Below are 18947 nucleotides of genomic sequence, written 5' to 3' on the forward strand. Positions count from 1 at the left end.
ATAAAAAATAATTCTATAAAAAACCAACTAAACCACTGTAATGATCGGATAGTTTTTTTAGCCACTCACGTTTTTCATCTAGGTATCTGTGCTGATTATAAAGACCACCGACACCGGGAAGTTTATGGTGGAGAACACCTTCTGCCACTTCGAAGGGACAGCCAATCGCTGCTAGTTGGCTACGTGCAGTTTTACGAAGATCATTAGGAGCCCAATCCTTTACTGGGCATACGGCTTTATCTGAATAGATTTTAGCCTTTGATCGGCCGGAATGAGCATACACCTCAACGCCCAAAACCTTTTGAGCTATATGCCCCCCGATTCGTGAGGGGAACCAATACCCACTACCTTTGCGTCTATTTACAATTTCTAACGCTCTACCCTCAAGCGGCACCCAGTGATCAGAGTGCTGCCTTTTCATTTCTGCCTTAGGGATAACAATCCACAAACCTTCCTCACGCTCATGTAACCACTCATCACGAAGTTTGCACACCTCTCCACTACGCAACCCAAGATAAAGTACTAGTGCTAATACATCGGCCACAGTATCAGAGTAATTATTTAGCCACGGTAATAGCTGGGATATCTCTTTAACATCAAGCGAACGCTCTCTTTTACCTTGAGTTAACTTCCCGCCCATATCAGTATTAATCAAGCAAGCCTTGTCTGTACGTCCGACATTAACTGCAAATTGCCATGCCCTGCGTAGCTCTTGCCGAAACACTCTTGCAACATCTGGAGCTCTATCAGCGATGTTCAGAATATGGTTGTGCAACAACGGCCCATTCGACTCAGATACTGCCATGGACTTCAACTTACCAAGATCACCTTCAAGCAACCTGCGCGTCTCACGTGCGCCTTTTAGCTGCCGATCCTTTTCAACTCGCTCAGTTAAGTAATCCTCAACCATATCACCAAACGTATAGACAGGTTTCACTCTCTCACTTTCAGCTAGGTATTGCTTAGCGCGCTCAGCCTCTGCGACAGATCTAGGGTCACAGTTAGTCTCTCTCAGCTTCCTCTGATTCAGAAATGCTGCCCGCGCCTCGGCTAGTTCCATACCGGGCCACGTACCTAGCTTTATCTGCTTTAGCTTATCTCCAGCCCGATAGCGATACGTCCAAGTTTTTGTCCCATTCGCATTAGCCCTAAGCCTCAAACCTTGATACGGATGTGTATCAGCCAAGATACCTGCTTTGTGATTCTTAACGGCGAGAGCAGTCAGTGGTTTCTTTGGAGTAGCATCTATACCGCTCGTTTGTTTGCGCGATTGAGTCGGCAGTTTTAGAATGTCAGCAGCCATCCTCACCTCCTTCTAGGTAGAGTGGTTAGCAGGCCCAGCGTTGCAGCGTTGGGTTTTGCGTAAATAAGTAGCTTAGGATTTAGTTTACTACACCAAGCACTATTTACTACACCAAATGCTACACTAACAACTGAGATTTAATGAAATCTCTTGAAATCCATTGAGACGCACCGAGACATCAAAACACTTAACGCAAACCGACAAATAACATATGAATCAAATAGTTAAAAACAAAAACATCAATAATAACACCGGTTTGCATATGCAAAATCTTTCCCAACACACTCCAATGATGCAACAGTATTTACGCATCAAAGCCGATCACCCACATGAATTTCTGTTCTATCGCATGGGGGATTTTTATGAGCTTTTTTATGACGATGCTAAACGAGCTGCCGAACTGTTAGACATATCGCTAACTGCACGTGGTAAATCTGGCGGTGAGCCCATTCCAATGGCCGGAGTCCCTTTTCATTCAGCCGAGGGCTACGTCGCCAGACTGGTTAGACTGGGTGAGTCCGTTGTCATTTGCGAGCAAGTTGGTGATCCAGCCACCAGTAAGGGGCCGGTTGAGCGTCAAGTTGCTCGAATCATCACACCTGGCACATTGACAGACGAGGCGTTTCTAGAGGAACGTCGTGATAATCTTTTAGCCGCCATTTATGAGCATAAAAATCGATACGGCCTAGCTGTATTGGACATTAGCGCAGGGCGCTTTCATGTATCTGAACTCGACAATTCAGCATTCGCCCACTCCGAAATCGAGCGACTAAAGCCTGCAGAGCTGCTTGTCTCAGATGAGCTTGCTGAGCAAGAGTGGATCCAGTCGCTTCGCGGCCTTGGCCTGAGGCGCCAGCCACCTTGGGCATTTGAGATAGAGACCGCACATCGAATTTTAAACGAGCAATTCAAAACTCGAGACCTAGTGGGGTTTGGCTGTGAAGGCATGTCACTTGCTATTGCGGCGGCTGGCTGTTTAATGCAATACGCTAAAGATACTCAGCGAAGCGCTCTACCCCACGTCAACAGTTTAATCGTAGATAAGGGTAACGAGGCGGTTCATATCGACGCCGCTACACGCAAAAATCTTGAGATCGATATCAACCTTAATGGTGGTAGCGAGCAAACCCTGGTCTCTGTTTTAGATAGAACTAAGACTCCCATGGCCGCCAGAATGCTGCGCCGATGGCTGCACAGACCCCTTCGCAGTATCACTGTTCTACAGGAAAGACAGCAAGCCATTCAGTGGATGCTGGATCAGTTCCGTTTTGAAGCCTTTGACGATGTCATGCGCTCAATTGGCGATATAGAGCGAATTCTGTCACGTGTTGCTCTGCGCTCAGCTCGACCAAGGGATCTAGAGCGTCTCAAATTGGCACTGAATGCGCTACCAGACATCCAAGAATTACTGACAGATTGCGAAGGCAATCGACTCATCCACCTCAAACAGGCTGTCTCTTCCTTTCCGGATCTAGCCTCGCTTTTGAGCCGAGCTATTAAAGTGAATCCTCCCGTTGTCATTCGTGAAGGCGGTGTCATTGCCAGTGGCTACGATGCTGAGCTTGATGAGCTTCAGGGCCTGAGTGAAAACGCAGGTAGCTATCTAATTGACCTCGAGGAACGTGAACGAGTTCGCACAGGCATCGCCACACTTAAGGTTGGCTACAATCGCGTGCACGGCTACTTTATTGAGGTCGGTAAAGCCCAACAGTTTGAACCTCCAGTAGAGTATCAACGCCGTCAGACTCTTAAGAACGCAGAGCGTTTTATAACACCGGAACTTAAAGAGTTTGAGGATAAAGCACTTAGCGCGAAAAGCCGTGCATTGGCCCGCGAAAAAGCCCTCTATGATGAGCTGCTCGATCTACTTGCCGAACAGCTTACTCCTCTTCGTTCATCAGCCGAGGCACTGGCAGAGTTAGATTTGCTACGCAACCTCGCTGAACGCGCCTCTACTTTGGAATACAGCTGCCCAGCTTTGATTAATTCGGCTAGTTTAAGGATTACTGAAGGTCGCCACCCTGTTGTTGAACAGGTGTTAGACACGCCCTTTGTCGCCAACAATGCCGAACTCAATTCAGAACGACAGATGCTGATGGTGACCGGTCCAAATATGGGTGGTAAATCCACCTATATGCGACAAATAGCCATCATTACCTTAATGGCTCAGATTGGCTCCTTTGTTCCGGCCAGCAGCGCGGAAATTGGCATCGTCGATCAAATCTTCACTCGAATGGGTAGCTCCGATGACCTGGCGGGCGGACGCTCTACCTTCATGGTTGAGATGACCGAAACGGCTAACATACTGCATAACGCAACAGAGCGCTCTTTAGTTCTAATGGATGAGGTAGGAAGAGGCACAAGTACATTTGATGGCCTATCACTTGCATGGTCCGCAGCAGAGTATTTAGCTAAAGAGTGTAAGGCTCTGACGCTATTCGCAACCCACTATTTTGAACTAACACAACTATCAGAGCTTATTGACGGCGTCGTCAATGTGCACTTAACGGCTGTTGAACATAACGACCATATTGTCTTTATGCATGAGGTCCAAGAGGGGCCTGCAAGCCAGAGTTACGGTCTGCAAGTTGCTCAATTGGCAGGTGTACCTCGCTCAGTGATTCAAAGTGCCCGATCAAAACTGATTCAGCTCGAAGAGGGGAGCCAATCTCAACCTCTTACTTCAACCAGCCTCAAAACAGCTGGAGCGGCATCACCACAACAAAACGATCTCTTTATCGCTCCTATTCCATCTGAGAGCGACTTAAAGTTAAAAGCATTGGATCCTGACTCACTCACACCTAGAGAGGCATTGGACCTAATCTATGAGCTCAAACAGTTAGTTGAGAAATACTGATCCGCTTAATCTATACTCAATAGAAAGCTGATGGGAGGTAACACATGACGTTTATCGTGACCGAAAACTGTATCAAGTGTAAGTATACGGATTGTGTCGATGTGTGCCCCGTGGATTGTTTTTACGAAGGCCCCAATTTCTTAGTGATACATCCTGATGAGTGTATCGATTGCGCACTGTGCGAACCTGAATGCCCTGCTCAAGCTATTAAACATGAGGATGACCTTCTCCCACAGGAGGATATCTACTACAAACTCAATGCCGAACTGAGTGAGCAGTGGCCAAACATCCGTTACCGGAAGGCACCACTCTCTGATGCTGAAGAGTGGAATGGAAAAACCGACAAGCTAGCGTTACTAGAGCGTTAGCTACAGCCTAAACAGCGAATCGACGTTAAGACCATTCTCTAAACAGATCGCTCTAAGCTTTTTGAGTCCTTCCACCTGAATCTGTCGTACCCTTTCGCGAGTCAGGCCGATTTCATTACCCACCATTTCCAGGGTCTGAGCATCAAAACCACGCAAGCCGAAGCGTCGAGAGATAACCTCGCAATGTTTTTCTGGAAGCGTGCCTATCCAATATTCTAGATTCTTGTGAAGGTCTTCATCGGCGTTATGGTCATCGGGGGACTTAACATTTTCATCCGAAATGGCTTCCGTTAGCGATCGACCATCCTCTGTTGCCACAATATCCAAAGACCCAACGCGTTGATTCAACCGCATAATCTTTTCAACATTCTCCAGAGGCTCATCTAGATGACGAGCCACATCTTCTGGGGTCGGCTCACGATCCAGTGTAAGAGAGAGCTCACGTGCAACGCGAAGATAGTTGTTCAACTCTTTAAGAATATGGATGGGTAGACGTATGGTTCGCGTCTGGTTCATGACCCCACGTTCAACCGCTTGGCGAATCCACCAAGTGGCATAGGTGGAAAAACGAAAGCCTTTTTCAGGGTCAAACTTTTCTACTGCACGAATAAGTCCAAGATTACCCTCTTCAACGAGATCCATCAGTGATAAGCCGCGATTTTGGTAACGACGCGCAATGTTAACCACCAACCTCAGATTAGCCTCGATCATTCGCGCACGGGATTTCATGCACCCCTCTTGTTGGATCGCTCTACCCAAAGATTTCTCTTCATCGGGCGTCAACAGCGAGGCAGCACCAATTTCATTGAGGTAGAGTTGGGTCGAGTCCAGCTGACCTGCTGAGATTAAATCTTCATGAGCGACACCGTCTTTACCACGACGAGAGTCGACGACTGTCTCATGCTCATTTTGATTATTATTCTGTTCGCCATCTAAAAGATCTAAATCATCTGACAACTCATCATTGAACTCAATCTTGCTGTCTGAATTCATACTGCACTCACTTCATCAAGCTATTGGGTGAGGGCTTGTTGAAACGTTCGGGCTATCGTTTGGGTAGATAGCGCAACGGATCAACCGGCTTACCGTCTTTTCGAATCTCAAAGTGAAGCATGGGAACCGTTGCTCCGCTGCTTCCAAGCTCAGCAATCACTTGCCCCGCTTTTACCTGCTGATTCTCTTTAACCAGAATTTTACTGTTGTGCGCATAGGCACTCAAAAACTCTTGGCTATGACTGATAATGACAAGATTTCCGTATCCTAGCAAACCGCTGCCGGCATATACCACCTGCCCAGGTGCTGCTGCTTTAACTGCATCACCCAGTTTGCCAGAGATATCCAAACCTTTATTGCCACCCTCTTTAGCTGAATACCTAGCAAGAATCTTGCCAGAATGTGGCCAACCCCAAGAAAAATTTGTCACGACTGGCGCAACTCTCTTTTTAGGTGATGGGGTTTTGTTGACTGATTGCTTAGCAACCGCTCTAGAGGGGGGCTTTGAAGGAGTAGCAACAGGGCTGCCTTGAGTTTTTAAAACCTGGCCGGCGTATATTAGATCTTTATCTTTAATGCCATTGATTGCTGCCAATCTTCTGTGATCGATCCCTAATTTAAAGGCGATACCAATCAAAGTATCACCCGATCGAACACGATACTCACCCGCACCGATGGTGGGTCGCTGAAGACCTAGTGACTGATCTGAAACTGGGGCATACCCTGTGCTACAAGCAGAGAGAAGTAGCGCAAATGCAAGTAAAGCAGTGAGCCGCAAACAGTTAGCCTCTCGATGGCAGTCTATCGATTAACAGAACAACCGCTAAGCCAAACAGCATCAATAGAATGGCCAACACTAGTTGAGATGGTTCACCCGTAAGATCTGTAAAGGCTGTTGGGGTAACATTCTGCTCCACGAGCGGCACCTGATGCCCTTTAGAGTTGATGGTGTAAGAGAGTGTGTACTTCCATGGCCACACCTTATTGAGTGAACCCAGCAAAAAACCTGACAACAGCGCTAAAGTCATTGAGCGATAATGATTGAAAGCCCAACTCAATACTCGAGAAAACGCCAATAAACCAGAGGCCGCACCAGCGGCAAACAGTGCGATAACAGCAAAATCAAACTCTTTAATCGCTGTCAGAATGGTCGTATACATCCCTAATAGAAGCAGAATAAAGCTACCTGAGATACCTGGAAGAATCATGGCACAGATGGCAATCATCCCTGCAAAAAAGACCATCAGCGCCGAATCAGGCACACTACTGGGCGACATGGAGGTCAACAAATAGGCCAACACCGCGCCAAGAACAAAGACGGACATCCGATTGGCGCACCAACCTGCAACATGACGAGCCACACTCCATGTTGACGCAAGAATCAAACCAAAGAAGAACGACCACAACAGAACCGGGTACTCGTCTAGGAGAAACAGAACCGTCTTCGCCAATAAGATGATACTGAGCGCGATACCGGCTACAAGGACCAACAAGAAGGTTCCGTTAACCTGTTTCCAGGCAGCCACTAAGCCTTTCTTAAAAAGAACATTCAGTGCTTTCAAATCGAAGCGACGAATCGAGTGAATGAGCTCTTCATAGATACCGGTAATGAAGGCAATAGTTCCACCTGAAACACCAGGAACAGCATCAGCCGCACCCATCAACATCCCTTTCAATAACAACTTAAAATATTGAAACGCTGTGCGCTGCTTATTTAAATGATCCATTGTCTATTAACTTACCAACCCATTGAGTAGAGGAACAAACTTAACCGGCTCTATCACTTTGGTCTCAAAATGCGAATCACTGCGTCGCAAAATGCGAACCAGTTTTTGCTCTTCATCTCCAACAGGGGCCACTAAAACGCCACCCACCTTCAATTGCTTCTTCAAAGATTCAGGAATAACTGAGGGGGCTGCCGTTACCATAATGGCATCAAACGGTGCCTCATGCTCGAGCCCCATTCCACCATCAGTGTGAAAAAGAGAGACATTACTCAATCCCAAGTAGCCCAGTACAGATGCAGCTCGCTCTTGTAACGGAAGAATTCTTTCTACACTGAAAACCTGCTGACAGAGCTGAGCAAGAACTGCTGTCTGATAGCCAGATCCCGTGCCAACTTCTAACACCTTATCTTTAGCACCAAACTCCAACAGCAACTCGCTCATTCTAGCGACAGTGTAGGGTTGAGAGATGGTTTGGTTATATCCAATTGGCAGCGCGGTGTCTTCATAGGCTTTATGCGATAGCGCTTCATCAATGAAGAGATGACGGGGCGTTTCAACGATCGTCTCTAATACCGCTTTATCGGTGATCCCTTGATCCTGCAAGCGATTGAGAAGCCTCTCTCTTGTTCGGCGTGAAGTCATTCCGATCCCTTCACGTAAAAGCTGTTGGGACACTATTACTGCTCCAACCAATCAGCCACCTGATCAAGATCAGAGTAGCGAGTCATATCCAGCTGCAGAGGGGTGACCGCAACATAGCCATTTTCAACCGCATAGAAATCGGTACCTTCAACACGATCTTTGGCTTCACCGACGGCGGCAATCCAATAGCGAGTTCGACCTCGTGGGTCTTGAGTAGGTAGTGGCGGTTCGCCAGCACTGCGGTGGCCCAAACGGGTAATTTGCACACCCTTTAATTGATCCATAGGGAGATCAGGAACATTCACATTAATGACGGTTCTCGGTGCAACCTTCAAGGATTCAATATTCGCGACCAGATCAGCCACTACCTGTGCGGCCGTTTCATAGTGTTTAGGGTGAAAATTGCAGGTCGATACTGCTATAGGTGGTAGTGTCAAATGACGACCTTCGGTTGCCGCAGCGACGGTACCTGAATAGACAATATCGTCACCCAAGTTTGCACCCGCATTGATACCGGAAACGACGATATCAGGGATATCACCATCTGAGAAAATCCCAGAAACCCCTAAATGCACACAATCGGTTGGCGTTCCATCGACTCCAAAATAACCACTACTATGCACAATTGCATCAAGAGGACGATCCAAGGTTAACGAGTTACTAGCACCGCTTCTATTACGATCAGGTGCTACAACCGTACAGCGGTGACCTGCCTCTTTTAGACGTTCAGCAAGAACCCGCAACCCCGGTGCGTAAACACCATCATCATTGGAAACCAAAATATGCATCTAGTTATCTCTTATCTATTATTGGCTCAATCCTAAGTGGAAAGGGTTACCAGACACACAGCTCACGCAAAACACTCGTGGCAAACGAGCCTGATGGAAGAGAGAAACTGAGTTTTACGACCTGTTCCTCTAGCACTTCCACATGCAAATCTCTTGGGACCAATCGCATACTGCGACGCTCTTGTCTAAGCCCAAGCGTTTCCAACCCCTCAGATATTTGAGGATACCCCGCGACGACCGACTTTTCTATCATCTGAGCCTTATCCAGGGAGTATAATTCGCCTTTACCCCACATCGGCGCAGTCAAATGCAGATCGCACTGATCGAAACGGGCTTTTTGATCAGGATCATTAGCGTCGTAACGATGAACTTTTTGCGTGAAGTCTTCGATCAAGACATCCCCATCGAGAGGGCTATCCCAGGTGCCTTGATCTATACGAGTGGAGATCACTCGATTGAATAGATAGGAACGCAGTGCCGAAATGTACATGCTGCGTTTGTTGCGCTGACGTTCAACCAACTCACCCGACAGGATAGCCAATCCTGAGTGAAGATTACCGAACGACTGACCAAATCGCTGCTCACCAAAGTAGTTAGGAACCCCTGATTCAAGAGAAGTCGCTTTATGCAGAAGTCGATTTACATCAGAGACCTCTCTGAGGGTAATCTCAAATCGGTTACCCTTAAGATGACCGAGTTTAATCTTGCGACGATGTTTACTCGACTTGAGAACATTGATCGTATCACCACCGAATAACGCCCAGTTAAGCACACGTCGAGATCCGGGCAGATGGACACTGAACCACTGCTCAGTTACGGCATGGCGATCTTTTTTACCTGCGTAGGCCACATCTCTGGGGCTGACCTGGCAGAAGTTAGCTAGCTGACGCGCCACCCAATCGGTGTTTTCACCGCGTTTCTGAATGTATAGGTAGTGATGTTCGCCTTCACCCTCTGGTTCATACCCCAAATCTTCAACAACACGAAAATCCTCTGGTGCAGAACGAAGCTGTGCCTTCACATCGGGTTGGCCGTTCACATAGCTGAAAGGCTCTACAACAAATTCAGTCACTATCCATCTCCGATGGTGTCAAAGGCTTAACCACCTGATAAAAAGTCTCCTCTTTACCAATCATTCCCATTTCAGATCGGGCTCTCTCTTCGAGTGCTGACAAGCCGCGTTTTAGATCTTGCACTTCAGCTTCCAGCTCTGAGTTTCGCTCCAACAGCCTCTGGTTAATCTTGCGCTGCTCTTCAATATCGCTCTGTACCTGCCAAATTTGAGGCAAGCTTGGCTCTCCGAACCAGAGTCGATACTGAAGCGCCACTGCCATTAGGAGCAGAATTAACCAAAACCAACGCAAGCTGTTTTTCTCCACAAAAAAAGGGCCTAAGGCCCTTTTATATCATGTTTCTATTAACCCTGGCCTTTAATCTCAACTAGGCCTCGGTATGCTGCTGCAGCACCCAACTCCTCTTCGATACGAATGAGGCGGTTGTACTTAGCAACACGGTCCGAGCGACAAAGTGAACCGGTCTTAATTTGCCCAGCGGCTGTTCCCACTGCAAGGTCAGCAATGGTTGTATCTTCAGTTTCGCCAGAACGGTGTGAGATGACTGCCGTGAAGCCAGCATCCTGAGCCATTTTAATCGCATCCAAGGTTTCAGACAGTGAACCGATCTGGTTGAACTTAATCAAGATCGAGTTACCGATGCTCTGTTCGATACCACGAGATAGAATCTTAGTGTTGGTTACGAATAGATCGTCACCAACTAGCTGAACCTTATCGCCGATCTTGCTTGTCAGGCTCGCCCAACCATCCCAATCAGACTCATCCATGCCATCTTCAATAGAGACAATTGGGTAGTTTTCAGTCAATGCTTTAAGGTAGTCACCGAATCCTTCTGAATCAAACTTCTTACCTTCACCCGCAAGATCGTACATACCCTCTTTGTAGAACTCAGAGGAGGCACAGTCTAGTGCCAGAGTGACATCTTTACCCAACTCGTAACCTGCGTTAGCGATCGCCTCTTTAATGACAACCAGTGCCTCTTCATTAGACGCAAGGTTTGGCGCAAAGCCACCTTCGTCACCAACCGCTGTATTAAGGCCTTTAGCTTTAAGCACCGCTTTTAACGCGTGAAAAATTTCAGCACCGCAACGAAGCGCTTCGGCAAAACTTGATACGCCAACCGGCTGCACCATGAACTCTTGGATATCAACGTTGTTATCCGCGTGCTCACCACCGTTCAAGATATTCATCATTGGCACAGGCATAGAGTAGCGACCTGGAGTACCATTGATCTCTGCGATGTGTTGATAAAGTGGAATGTTTTTAGCTTGCGCAGCCGCTTTTGCAGCAGCAAGTGAAACAGCAAGAATGGCGTTCGCACCAAATTTGCTCTTATTCTCTGTACCGTCAAGCTCAAGCATCTTGTTATCCAGAGCGCGTTGATCAGTCACATCCATGCCAACTAGGGCATTTTTGATTTCGCCGTTCACAGCAGCAACCGCTTTAAGCACGCCTTTGCCTAGGTAGCGAGATTTATCACCATCACGTAGCTCTAGTGCTTCACGTGAACCGGTTGATGCACCCGATGGCGCACAAGCAGATCCCATGATGCCGTTCTCAAGAACAACGTCCGCTTCAACCGTTGGGTTACCACGTGAATCCAATACTTCACGTGCTTTGATGTTTGCAATTGTAGTCATTTCCCTAACTCCTAATTAGCTGTTCGCTTGGTACTCAAGCGCAGCGCCAATAAATCCTTTAAATAGACCGTGTCCATCACGTGGCGTAGAGGTAAACTCTGGGTGGAACTGACAAGCCACAAACCACGGATGATCTGGTGCCTCCACAACCTCTACTAATTCTCCATCCGTTGAACGACCTGAGATAACAAGCCCGGCAGCTTCTAGCTGTGCAACGTAATTATTATTCACTTCATAACGATGGCGGTGACGCTCAACGACCTCAGTTGAGCCATAGGCTTCAGCAACATGCGTGCCCGCTTTAAGATGACATAGCTGAGCACCTAGACGCATAGTGCCACCTAGATCTGAATCGTCAGTACGCTGTTCAACTTCACCGGTGTGATCCGTCCACTCAGTAATCAAACCGATAACAGGGTGTTCAGCTTCTGTGTTGAACTCCGACGAGGTTGCACCCGCCAAGCCCGCAACGTTACGTGCATACTCAATAACAGCAACCTGCATGCCTAGACAGATACCTAGATAAGGGACTTTGTTTTCACGAGCGTAACGTACCGCCTCGATCTTACCCTCAACACCACGCTCACCAAATCCACCAGGTACTAGGATCGCGCTGAAGTCCTTAAGGATCTCAACCCCTTCACGCTCAACACGTTCAGAATCGATGTATTCGATTTTTACTTTCTTACGATGTGAGATGCCTGCGTGTGATATCGCCTCGATAAGAGACTTGTAGGCATCCAGAAGTTCCATATATTTACCGACCATCGCGATGGTCACTTCACCCTCTGGATTCAAAAACGCATCGGCTACCGCATTCCACTCACCTAGATCAGCCTTAGGGCAATCCAAGTTGAATCGTTCAACAACGATCTGATCCAAGCCTTGTGCTTCTAACATCGCAGGGATTTTGTAGATGGTATTTGCATCAGGCAATGAAATAACAGCGCGCTCTTCTACGTTGGTAAACATAGAGAGTTTTTTAGCTTGTGATTCAGGCAGCGCAAAATCAGAGCGGCATACCAGAATATCAGGCTGAATACCGATAGAGCGCAGCTCTTTCACGGAGTGCTGTGAAGGTTTAGTTTTAATCTCACCGGCCGTAGCAATATAAGGTACAAGTGTGAGGTGCATGAACATAGCGCGGTTTGAGCCCAGCTCCACTTTCAGCTGACGAACAGCTTCCAAGAACGGCAAGGACTCAATATCACCAACGGTACCGCCAATCTCACAGAGAGCGATATCAGCATCACCTGCACCTTCGATAACGCGGCGCTTAATCTCATCAGTGATGTGAGGAATAACCTGAACAGTTCCGCCTAGGTAATCACCACGGCGCTCTTTACGAAGAACGTGTTGATAAACACGGCCTGTCGTAAAGTTGTTTCGCTTGCCCATGGTCGTACGAATAAAACGCTCGTAGTGGCCAAGGTCCAAATCGGTTTCAGCACCATCTTCGGTGACAAATACCTCACCATGCTGAAACGGACTCATAGTACCCGGATCCACGTTAATGTATGGATCGAGCTTAAGCATGGTGACTTTAAGACCACGCGCTTCCAAAATTGCCGCGAGAGAGGCCGAAGCAATGCCTTTGCCCAATGAGGAAACAACACCACCGGTGACGAAAATATAGCGCGTCATGCAGAACCTGTCAGATAGAGTTTGTAGGGAGTTCTAGCGAACTCAAGATGGGAAATCAGTCTACCAAAAGAGCGCTTTGGTAACAAACATCAAACGACCCAATTTAGTAAAAATCCGTCTTTAACGCAGACTTTTTCATCCAGCCATATTTCAGGAATCGCCACCACCTGACCCGACGAACAGACAATTGGCCAACACTCTCTTAACCAAGGTGGGATTCGATGCTCATTCATCAGCTTTTTAATACTGACATGCCCCCCGCGAGACTCAATGTAAACAGACTCACCTGGCTCTCGAGCTCGAAGAGTTAGTTTCATATCTACCGGCAGACCAGCCTCAGATCTAATGGCGCTCAACTGACCAGGACCAAATGTCACTGTCTCATCAGAGACCACCCACTCAATGGACTCACAGGGTTGACGTTCAATATCAGGTGATAAAAATAACTTCTCATCATAGGCGCGCAAAATCACTGTGGAAAATTGCCACTCACCCTTTGCCTTAACATCCAGCTTTGCAATCGATTCCAGCTGTTTCTCCGAGCCTACCCTCTGGCCAGCAGAACTTAACCAGTGATAGAGAAGATTTTTCTTACGTGCCAGTGAGAGCTGCAGCAGGAGTGCTAAGGAGAGAACCCCCTCCTCTAGCTGACAACGTTCAAGATCCATCTGCGCCAGCGCTTCATGCAATTGACTCGCTTCGCTCAAGCGTGAAGCTGTTTTAGCCAGCGTAGATTTCCAGTCAGGCCATTGAGCGCTCAAAACGCCCGACAAATCTCTACGAATCCAGTTTCTGGTAAAGCTTGTATCGAGATTACTGGGATCATCCACCCAAGCAATCTGCAACTCTTTGGCCGCTGACTCGATATCAGACTTTGTCGTATTCAGAAGCGGTCTGAAAAGCTCTCCTTCCCCAACTCTCCTATTTGAAGCAATTCCCGAAAGCCCATTAACACCTGAGCCTCTAAAGAGGTTAAACAGGACCGTTTCGGCTTGATCATCTTGGTGGTGGGCTAGCAGCAAAGCCTCTTTGGGCTTTAAACGCTTGTTAAATGTAGAGTAACGCGCCTGCCTTGCGCTCTCTTCAGACGAGGAGTCACAGGTCACTTTTTCTGATTCAAAAGAGACACCCCATTCGGATGCTGATTCAGCACAAAATCGCTCCCAGCTATCAGAGCCGCTTTGCAGCTGATGATTAACATGCAGTGCTGACAAGCGATCAGGAGGGAGTATGTCAGAGCAGAGCTTAAGAAGCAGACTTGAGTCTAGACCGCCGCTGTAGGCAACGACCCAATGCTCAATATGGGGATGTTGTAGAAAAAAAAGCCGCAGACTCTCTCGAATATCTGCGGCTGTTTTATTGCTCATTAACGACCAATGGCGCCGTAAGAGAGAATTCGCTGATAACGTTGATCCAGCAACTCTTGATCAGCTAGGCCAGTCAGTTTTTTCAGTGAGGCTTGCAACTGCTGCTTAAGACTAGCGGCCATCAACGCGGGATCACGGTGCGCACCACCCAGCGGTTCAGCAACAATCTGATCAACCAGACCCAGTTCGTGGAGACGCTCAGACGTGATACCCATCGCTTTAGCTGCGTCTGAAGCACGCTCTGCGCTTTTCCATAGAATTGAAGCACAGCCTTCTGGAGAGATGACTGAGTAAGTTGAGTACTGAAGCATTAGTAGCTCATCGCAGATACCGATAGCCAATGCACCACCAGAACCCCCTTCACCAATCACTGTTGCGATAATAGGCGTCTTCAACTTAGACATTTTCGCAAGGTTGAATGCAATCGCTTCGGATTGACCACGCTCTTCAGCATCGATGCCTGGGTAGGCTCCTGGAGTATCGATAAAGGTAAGAATCGGCATGTTGAATCGCTCTGCCATCTCCATCACACGGAGTGCTTTACGGTAACCTTCTGGACGAGGCATACCAAAGTTGCGACGAACCTTCTCTTTGACTTCACGACCTTTCTGATGACCAATCACAGCAACAGGCTGACCATCCAAACGACCAATACCACACACAATCGCCTGATCATCAGCAAAATGACGATCGCCATGAATCTCTTCAAACTCATCGATGATGTATTTGATGTAGTCCAGAGTGTATGGGCGTTGCGGATGGCGAGCTAATTGAGAAACCTGCCAAGCACTCAGGTCAGAGAAGATTGAACGAGTCAGAGAGTGACTTTTTTCACGAAGGCGCGATACCTCGTCAGAGAGATTGATACTCTCATTATCTTCGCCAACGTGTTTAAGTTCATTGATCTTTGCTTCCAGATCAGCAATTGGCTGTTCAAAATCAAGGTAGTTGGGGTTCATACAATTCGCTTCTAAAAGATAAAACTGATTGTTGAATTCTACCGCGCACGCAAAAAAGTAGCCACCCTAGGTGGCTAAATACTGTCAGGAAAACTAGTAGATCAGCGAGACGCTCTGATTACCAAACTGCTCGCGAAGTGATTGCATCAGGTCGTCATCAGGAGAGACAATCCACTCTGAGCCAAGCTCAATCCGACCCTTCGCCTCAGCACAGCTATAGTCAATCACAACAGGCATACCCTGCTGATAAGCGCGTGCTTTTTTCAAAGAGTCCTGCAACATTCTCAAGCTTTGTTGAGTTAATCCCTTTGCGTCGGCCTTAATCGTTAACGACTTCGCATAACGAATACGGGCATCCGCGACACTTAATACCTGCTGCCCACGCACCTTGAGGCCACCGTTATAGTCGTCTTGAGCCACCTCCCCTTCCACCACAATCACCTGATCTTTTTGAATCAGACGACGCGCTTCATCATAGGTTTCACCAAACAGACTCACATCGATACGAGCAGATCGATCATCCAAGGTTACAAAGCAGAGATTTTCGCCTCGCTTGGTCTTTTTAACACGCAGGTCGACAACCAAGCCGGCCATTTTTTGAGCTCGCCCTCTAGCCGGTTGAAGCTCTTGTAGTTTGCGAGAAACAAAGTGTTTTAATTCAGACTCATACTCATCAATAGGGTGACCCGTCACGTAAAGACCGAGGGTATCCTTCTCGCCATTCAGACGCTCTTTGTCGCTCCACTCGCGAGCATTCATGAACTGCTCGAAAGGATCGGCATCGACAACCTCTTCAGACTCACCAAACAGGTCGAACATTCCCGCATCTTGATTGCGCGCATCTTGATCGGCCGACTGCAAAGCTGCAGGTATAGCGGCCCACAACACCGCTCGATTGGGACCTAAGGCATCAACAGCACCAGAGCGTACTAAGGATTCAAGCACTCGCTTGTTGAGTTTTTTAGACCCTACTCGTTTACAGAAATCGAACAGATCTTTAAACGCTCCCGATTTCCGAGCCTCCATGATCGCTTCAACAGGACCCTCACCTACGCCTTTAACCGCTCCAAGCCCGTAGACAACCTCCTGATTTGGACCCACCGTAAATTTGAACTCACTCAAATTAACGTCGGGAAGCAGTACTTTAAGCTTCATTTGACGACACTCTTCAATGAAGATCACCACCTTGTCGGTGTTCTGCATATCAGAGGACATAACAGCAGCCATGAATGGCGCTGGATAGTAGGTTTTTAGCCAAGCTGTTTGGTAAGAGACCAATGCATAGGCAGCCGAGTGGGATTTGTTAAATCCGTAACCCGCAAATTTTTCAACTAGGTCAAAGATATTACCGGCCAGTTTTTCATCAATGCCCTGAGCGCTTGAGCCCTCAATGAAAAGATGTCGCTGTTTCGCCATCTCTTCTGGTTTTTTCTTACCCATCGCTCGACGCAGCATATCCGCTCCGCCCAGCGTATAACCCGCCATCACCTGAGCGATCTGCATGACCTGCTCTTGGTAGAGAATGATGCCGTAGGTCGGCTCCAATACCGGCTGAAGAGAATCCAGCTGGTAATCAGGGTGAGGCCAAGCCATCTCAGCGCGGCCATGCTTACGGTTAATAAAGTCATCAACCATGCCCGATTGCAAAGGACCGGGACGAAACAAGGCCACCAGTGCGACGATATCTTCGAAACGTGACGGCAAGAGACGACGAATCAAATCTTTCATACCACTGGATTCGAGCTGGAAAACCGCCGTAGTCTCTGCACGCTTGAGTAGAGCGTAGACCTCTGGATCCTCTAAATCGATCGCTTCAATTCGCAGCGGCTCTTCGCCTTCAATCTCTTTCTGTTTATTGATGGTCTCAAGTGCCCAGTCAATGATAGTCAGGGTTCTAAGGCCCAAGAAGTCGAACTTAACGAGACCCGCTTCTTCAACATCATTCTTATCAAACTGGGTCACCAAGCCCTGACCTTCAGCATCACAGTAAGTTGCCGAGAAATCGGTCAGTTTGGTTGGAGAGATCACCACACCACCGGCGTGCTTACCTACATTTCGAGTAACCCCCTCGAGTTTGTAGGCCATCTCCATAATCTCTTGAGCCTCTTCACTGCCTTCAACGAACTCGCGAAGCGCCTCTTCCTGCTCCCAAGCTTTATTGAGTGTCATTCCCACTTCAAATGGGATCAATTTAGAGAGGCGGTCAGCAAGACCGAAGGGCTTACCTTGAACACGCGCCACATCTCGAACCACCGCTTTAGCCGCCATGGTACCGAAGGTAATGATTTGCGAAACGGCATCGCGCCCATAGGTTTGAGCGACGTAGTCAATGACTTGATCTCGATTATCCATACAGAAATCGATATCAAAGTCCGGCATCGAAACACGTTCCGGGTTAAGGAAACGTTCGAACAGAAGATCGTACTCAAGTGGGTCAAGGTCGGTAATTTTAAGGACATAGGCGACCAATGAGCCGGCACCCGAACCACGCCCTGGCCCTACAGGAATACCATTCTCTTTAGCCCATTTAATGAAGTCCATGACGATCAGGAAGTAACCTGGGAAACCCATCTGGATGATGATATCCAGCTCAAACTTCAACCGCTCATCATAAGCCTTACGAATCTCAGCAAACTCTTCGGAGTTTCGATCAAAAAGAAAATCGAGGCGCTCTTCTAAACCGACTTCAGACACTCTCCTGAAGTAGTCATCCATCAACACCCCTTCAGGTATTGGGAATCTTGGCAGGTAGTAAGTTCCAAGTTCAATCTCGATGTTGCATCGTTTGGCGATTTCAACGCTGTTTTCGATCGCTGAGGGAATATCAGAGAAGAGCTCAATCATCTCCTCAGAGGATTTGAAATATTGCTGATCAGAGTAATCTCTTGGACGCGTCGGATCATCCAAAGTGCGCCCCTGGTTAATACAGACTCGCGCTTCATGAGCATCAAAGTCATCCTCGCGGACAAACATCACTTCATTGGTTGCAACGACAGGACAACCCAGCGACTGGGCAAGCTCGATACTTTTATGGATGACCGTCTCTTCATCAGAGCGCCCTGTTCTAACCAATTCCAGATAGAAGGCATCTGGAAAAAGATCCATCCAATATTGCAGACGAGCCTCTAAATCCGCCTGACCAGATAGGATCGCCTGACCTATCTCCCCACGGCGACCGCCCGAGAGCGCGATCACACCCTCAGATTTTTCAGCAATCCAGCTTTTATAGATAAGCGCACGCTCAGGGTCGAGTGACTGACCTTCGGCATAGGCTCTAGAGACCAGTTCGGTGAGATTACGATAACCCAAGCCGTTTTTAACGAGCAGCGTCAACTGGGTCGGTGGCGACTCCGGATCGGCATCATCTACCACCCAAAAATCGACCCCGCAGATTGGTTTAATCCCCGCCGCAGTGGCCGCTTTGAAGAACTTAACCAACGCATAGAAGTTGGTCTGATCGGTTAACGCAACAGCGGGCATCTGCGCCTGTGCAGCATGCTTAACTAGCTCTTTAACACGAACCAGACCATCATAGAGTGAGAACTCAGAGTGCGCACGAAGATGGACGAACGATGCGTCAGTCATT

General features: G+C 47.9%; 15 protein-coding genes. 2 read left to right on the top strand and 13 right to left on the bottom strand.

What is annotated here, in order from left to right; all coding sequences use genetic code 11:
• Window positions 1-13: 13 nt before the first annotated feature.
• Window positions 14-1303 carry an integrase family protein gene (locus XMA152_RS09160; protein ID WP_173483408.1) on the bottom strand — a complete coding sequence of 430 codons (1290 nt, stop codon included), beginning with the start codon at window positions 1301-1303 and terminating at the stop codon, window positions 14-16.
• 262 nt (window positions 1304-1565) lie between these two features.
• On the opposite strand from XMA152_RS09160, the gene mutS reads away from it, so the two are divergent.
• On the top strand, window positions 1566-4160 hold the full coding sequence (gene mutS, locus XMA152_RS09165; protein ID WP_173483409.1) for a DNA mismatch repair protein MutS: 2595 nt from the start codon (window positions 1566-1568) through the stop codon (window positions 4158-4160).
• A 44-nt stretch (window positions 4161-4204) separates the two neighbouring features.
• Window positions 4205-4528, top strand: a complete 324-nt coding sequence (gene fdxA / locus XMA152_RS09170; RefSeq protein ID WP_173481434.1) for a ferredoxin FdxA — start codon at window positions 4205-4207, stop codon at window positions 4526-4528.
• Here the strand turns inward: fdxA and rpoS are convergent, their stop codons facing one another.
• From rpoS to dnaE, 12 genes are all read right to left on the bottom strand, one after another.
• On the bottom strand, window positions 4529-5521 hold the full coding sequence (gene rpoS / locus XMA152_RS09175; protein ID WP_173483410.1) for an RNA polymerase sigma factor RpoS: 993 nt from the start codon (window positions 5519-5521) through the stop codon (window positions 4529-4531). It lies immediately after the preceding gene.
• Window positions 5522-5573: 52 nt separating this feature from the next.
• Complete coding sequence (locus XMA152_RS09180) at window positions 5574-6299, bottom strand: peptidoglycan DD-metalloendopeptidase family protein (protein WP_217362076.1); 726 nt, start codon at window positions 6297-6299, stop codon at window positions 5574-5576.
• A 4-nt stretch (window positions 6300-6303) separates the two neighbouring features.
• Complete coding sequence (locus XMA152_RS09185; protein ID WP_217362077.1) at window positions 6304-7248, bottom strand: DUF368 domain-containing protein; 945 nt, start codon at window positions 7246-7248, stop codon at window positions 6304-6306.
• A gap of 6 nt (window positions 7249-7254) precedes the next feature.
• Window positions 7255-7890 carry a protein-L-isoaspartate(D-aspartate) O-methyltransferase gene (locus XMA152_RS09190; protein ID WP_173481480.1) on the bottom strand — a complete coding sequence of 212 codons (636 nt, stop codon included), beginning with the start codon at window positions 7888-7890 and terminating at the stop codon, window positions 7255-7257.
• Between the two features lie 35 nt (window positions 7891-7925).
• On the bottom strand, window positions 7926-8678 hold the full coding sequence (gene surE, locus XMA152_RS09195) for a 5'/3'-nucleotidase SurE (RefSeq protein ID WP_173481436.1): 753 nt from the start codon (window positions 8676-8678) through the stop codon (window positions 7926-7928).
• A 46-nt stretch (window positions 8679-8724) separates the two neighbouring features.
• Entirely contained in the window at window positions 8725-9750 is a 1026-nt protein-coding gene (truD, locus tag XMA152_RS12845; RefSeq protein ID WP_173483411.1) for a tRNA pseudouridine(13) synthase TruD, read from the bottom strand.
• Window positions 9743-10057, bottom strand: coding sequence for a cell division protein FtsB (gene ftsB, locus XMA152_RS09205; RefSeq protein WP_371731460.1), 315 nt, complete (start codon window positions 10055-10057; stop codon window positions 9743-9745). The genes truD and ftsB overlap by 8 nt, the downstream gene beginning before the upstream one ends.
• 38 nt (window positions 10058-10095) lie before the next feature.
• On the bottom strand, window positions 10096-11391 hold the full coding sequence (eno, locus tag XMA152_RS09210) for a phosphopyruvate hydratase (protein WP_173481439.1): 1296 nt from the start codon (window positions 11389-11391) through the stop codon (window positions 10096-10098).
• Window positions 11392-11406: 15 nt separating this feature from the next.
• Window positions 11407-13035: a CTP synthase gene (locus tag XMA152_RS09215; protein ID WP_173483412.1), complete on the bottom strand. Its 1629-nt coding sequence runs from the start codon at window positions 13033-13035 to the stop codon at window positions 11407-11409.
• An 89-nt stretch (window positions 13036-13124) separates the two neighbouring features.
• Window positions 13125-14402: a tRNA lysidine(34) synthetase TilS gene (gene tilS, locus XMA152_RS09220; protein WP_173483413.1), complete on the bottom strand. Its 1278-nt coding sequence runs from the start codon at window positions 14400-14402 to the stop codon at window positions 13125-13127.
• Window positions 14402-15361, bottom strand: a complete 960-nt coding sequence (accA, locus tag XMA152_RS09225; protein WP_173481442.1) for an acetyl-CoA carboxylase carboxyl transferase subunit alpha — start codon at window positions 15359-15361, stop codon at window positions 14402-14404. Before accA ends, tilS begins: the two co-directional genes overlap by 1 nt.
• Window positions 15362-15454: 93 nt before the next feature.
• Window positions 15455-18946 carry a DNA polymerase III subunit alpha gene (dnaE, locus tag XMA152_RS09230; RefSeq protein WP_173481443.1) on the bottom strand — a complete coding sequence of 1164 codons (3492 nt, stop codon included), beginning with the start codon at window positions 18944-18946 and terminating at the stop codon, window positions 15455-15457.
• Window position 18947 lies beyond the last annotated feature (1 nt).

The sequence above is a fragment of the Marinobacterium sp. xm-a-152 genome, assembly GCF_013282965.1.
Classification (GTDB): Bacteria; Pseudomonadota; Gammaproteobacteria; order Pseudomonadales; family Balneatricaceae; genus Marinobacterium_E.

Bases quoted from the DNA above. Each gene is read 5' to 3' on its own strand.
- XMA152_RS09160 (WP_173483408.1), bottom strand. From the start codon at position 1,303: ATGGCTGCTGACATTCTAAAACTGCCGACTCAATCGCGCAAACAAACG.
- mutS (WP_173483409.1), top strand. From the start codon at position 1,566: ATGCAAAATCTTTCCCAACACACTCCAATGATGCAACAGTATTTACGC.
- fdxA (WP_173481434.1), top strand. From the start codon at position 4,205: ATGACGTTTATCGTGACCGAAAACTGTATCAAGTGTAAGTATACGGAT.
- rpoS (WP_173483410.1), bottom strand. From the start codon at position 5,521: ATGAATTCAGACAGCAAGATTGAGTTCAATGATGAGTTGTCAGATGAT.
- XMA152_RS09185 (WP_217362077.1), bottom strand. From the start codon at position 7,248: ATGGATCATTTAAATAAGCAGCGCACAGCGTTTCAATATTTTAAGTTG.
- XMA152_RS09190 (WP_173481480.1), bottom strand. From the start codon at position 7,890: ATGACTTCACGCCGAACAAGAGAGAGGCTTCTCAATCGCTTGCAGGAT.
- surE (WP_173481436.1), bottom strand. From the start codon at position 8,678: ATGCATATTTTGGTTTCCAATGATGATGGTGTTTACGCACCGGGGTTG.
- eno (WP_173481439.1), bottom strand. From the start codon at position 11,391: ATGACTACAATTGCAAACATCAAAGCACGTGAAGTATTGGATTCACGT.
- XMA152_RS09215 (WP_173483412.1), bottom strand. From the start codon at position 13,035: ATGACGCGCTATATTTTCGTCACCGGTGGTGTTGTTTCCTCATTGGGC.
- tilS (WP_173483413.1), bottom strand. From the start codon at position 14,402: ATGAGCAATAAAACAGCCGCAGATATTCGAGAGAGTCTGCGGCTTTTT.
- accA (WP_173481442.1), bottom strand. From the start codon at position 15,361: ATGAACCCCAACTACCTTGATTTTGAACAGCCAATTGCTGATCTGGAA.
- dnaE (WP_173481443.1), bottom strand. From the start codon at position 18,946: ATGACTGACGCATCGTTCGTCCATCTTCGTGCGCACTCTGAGTTCTCA.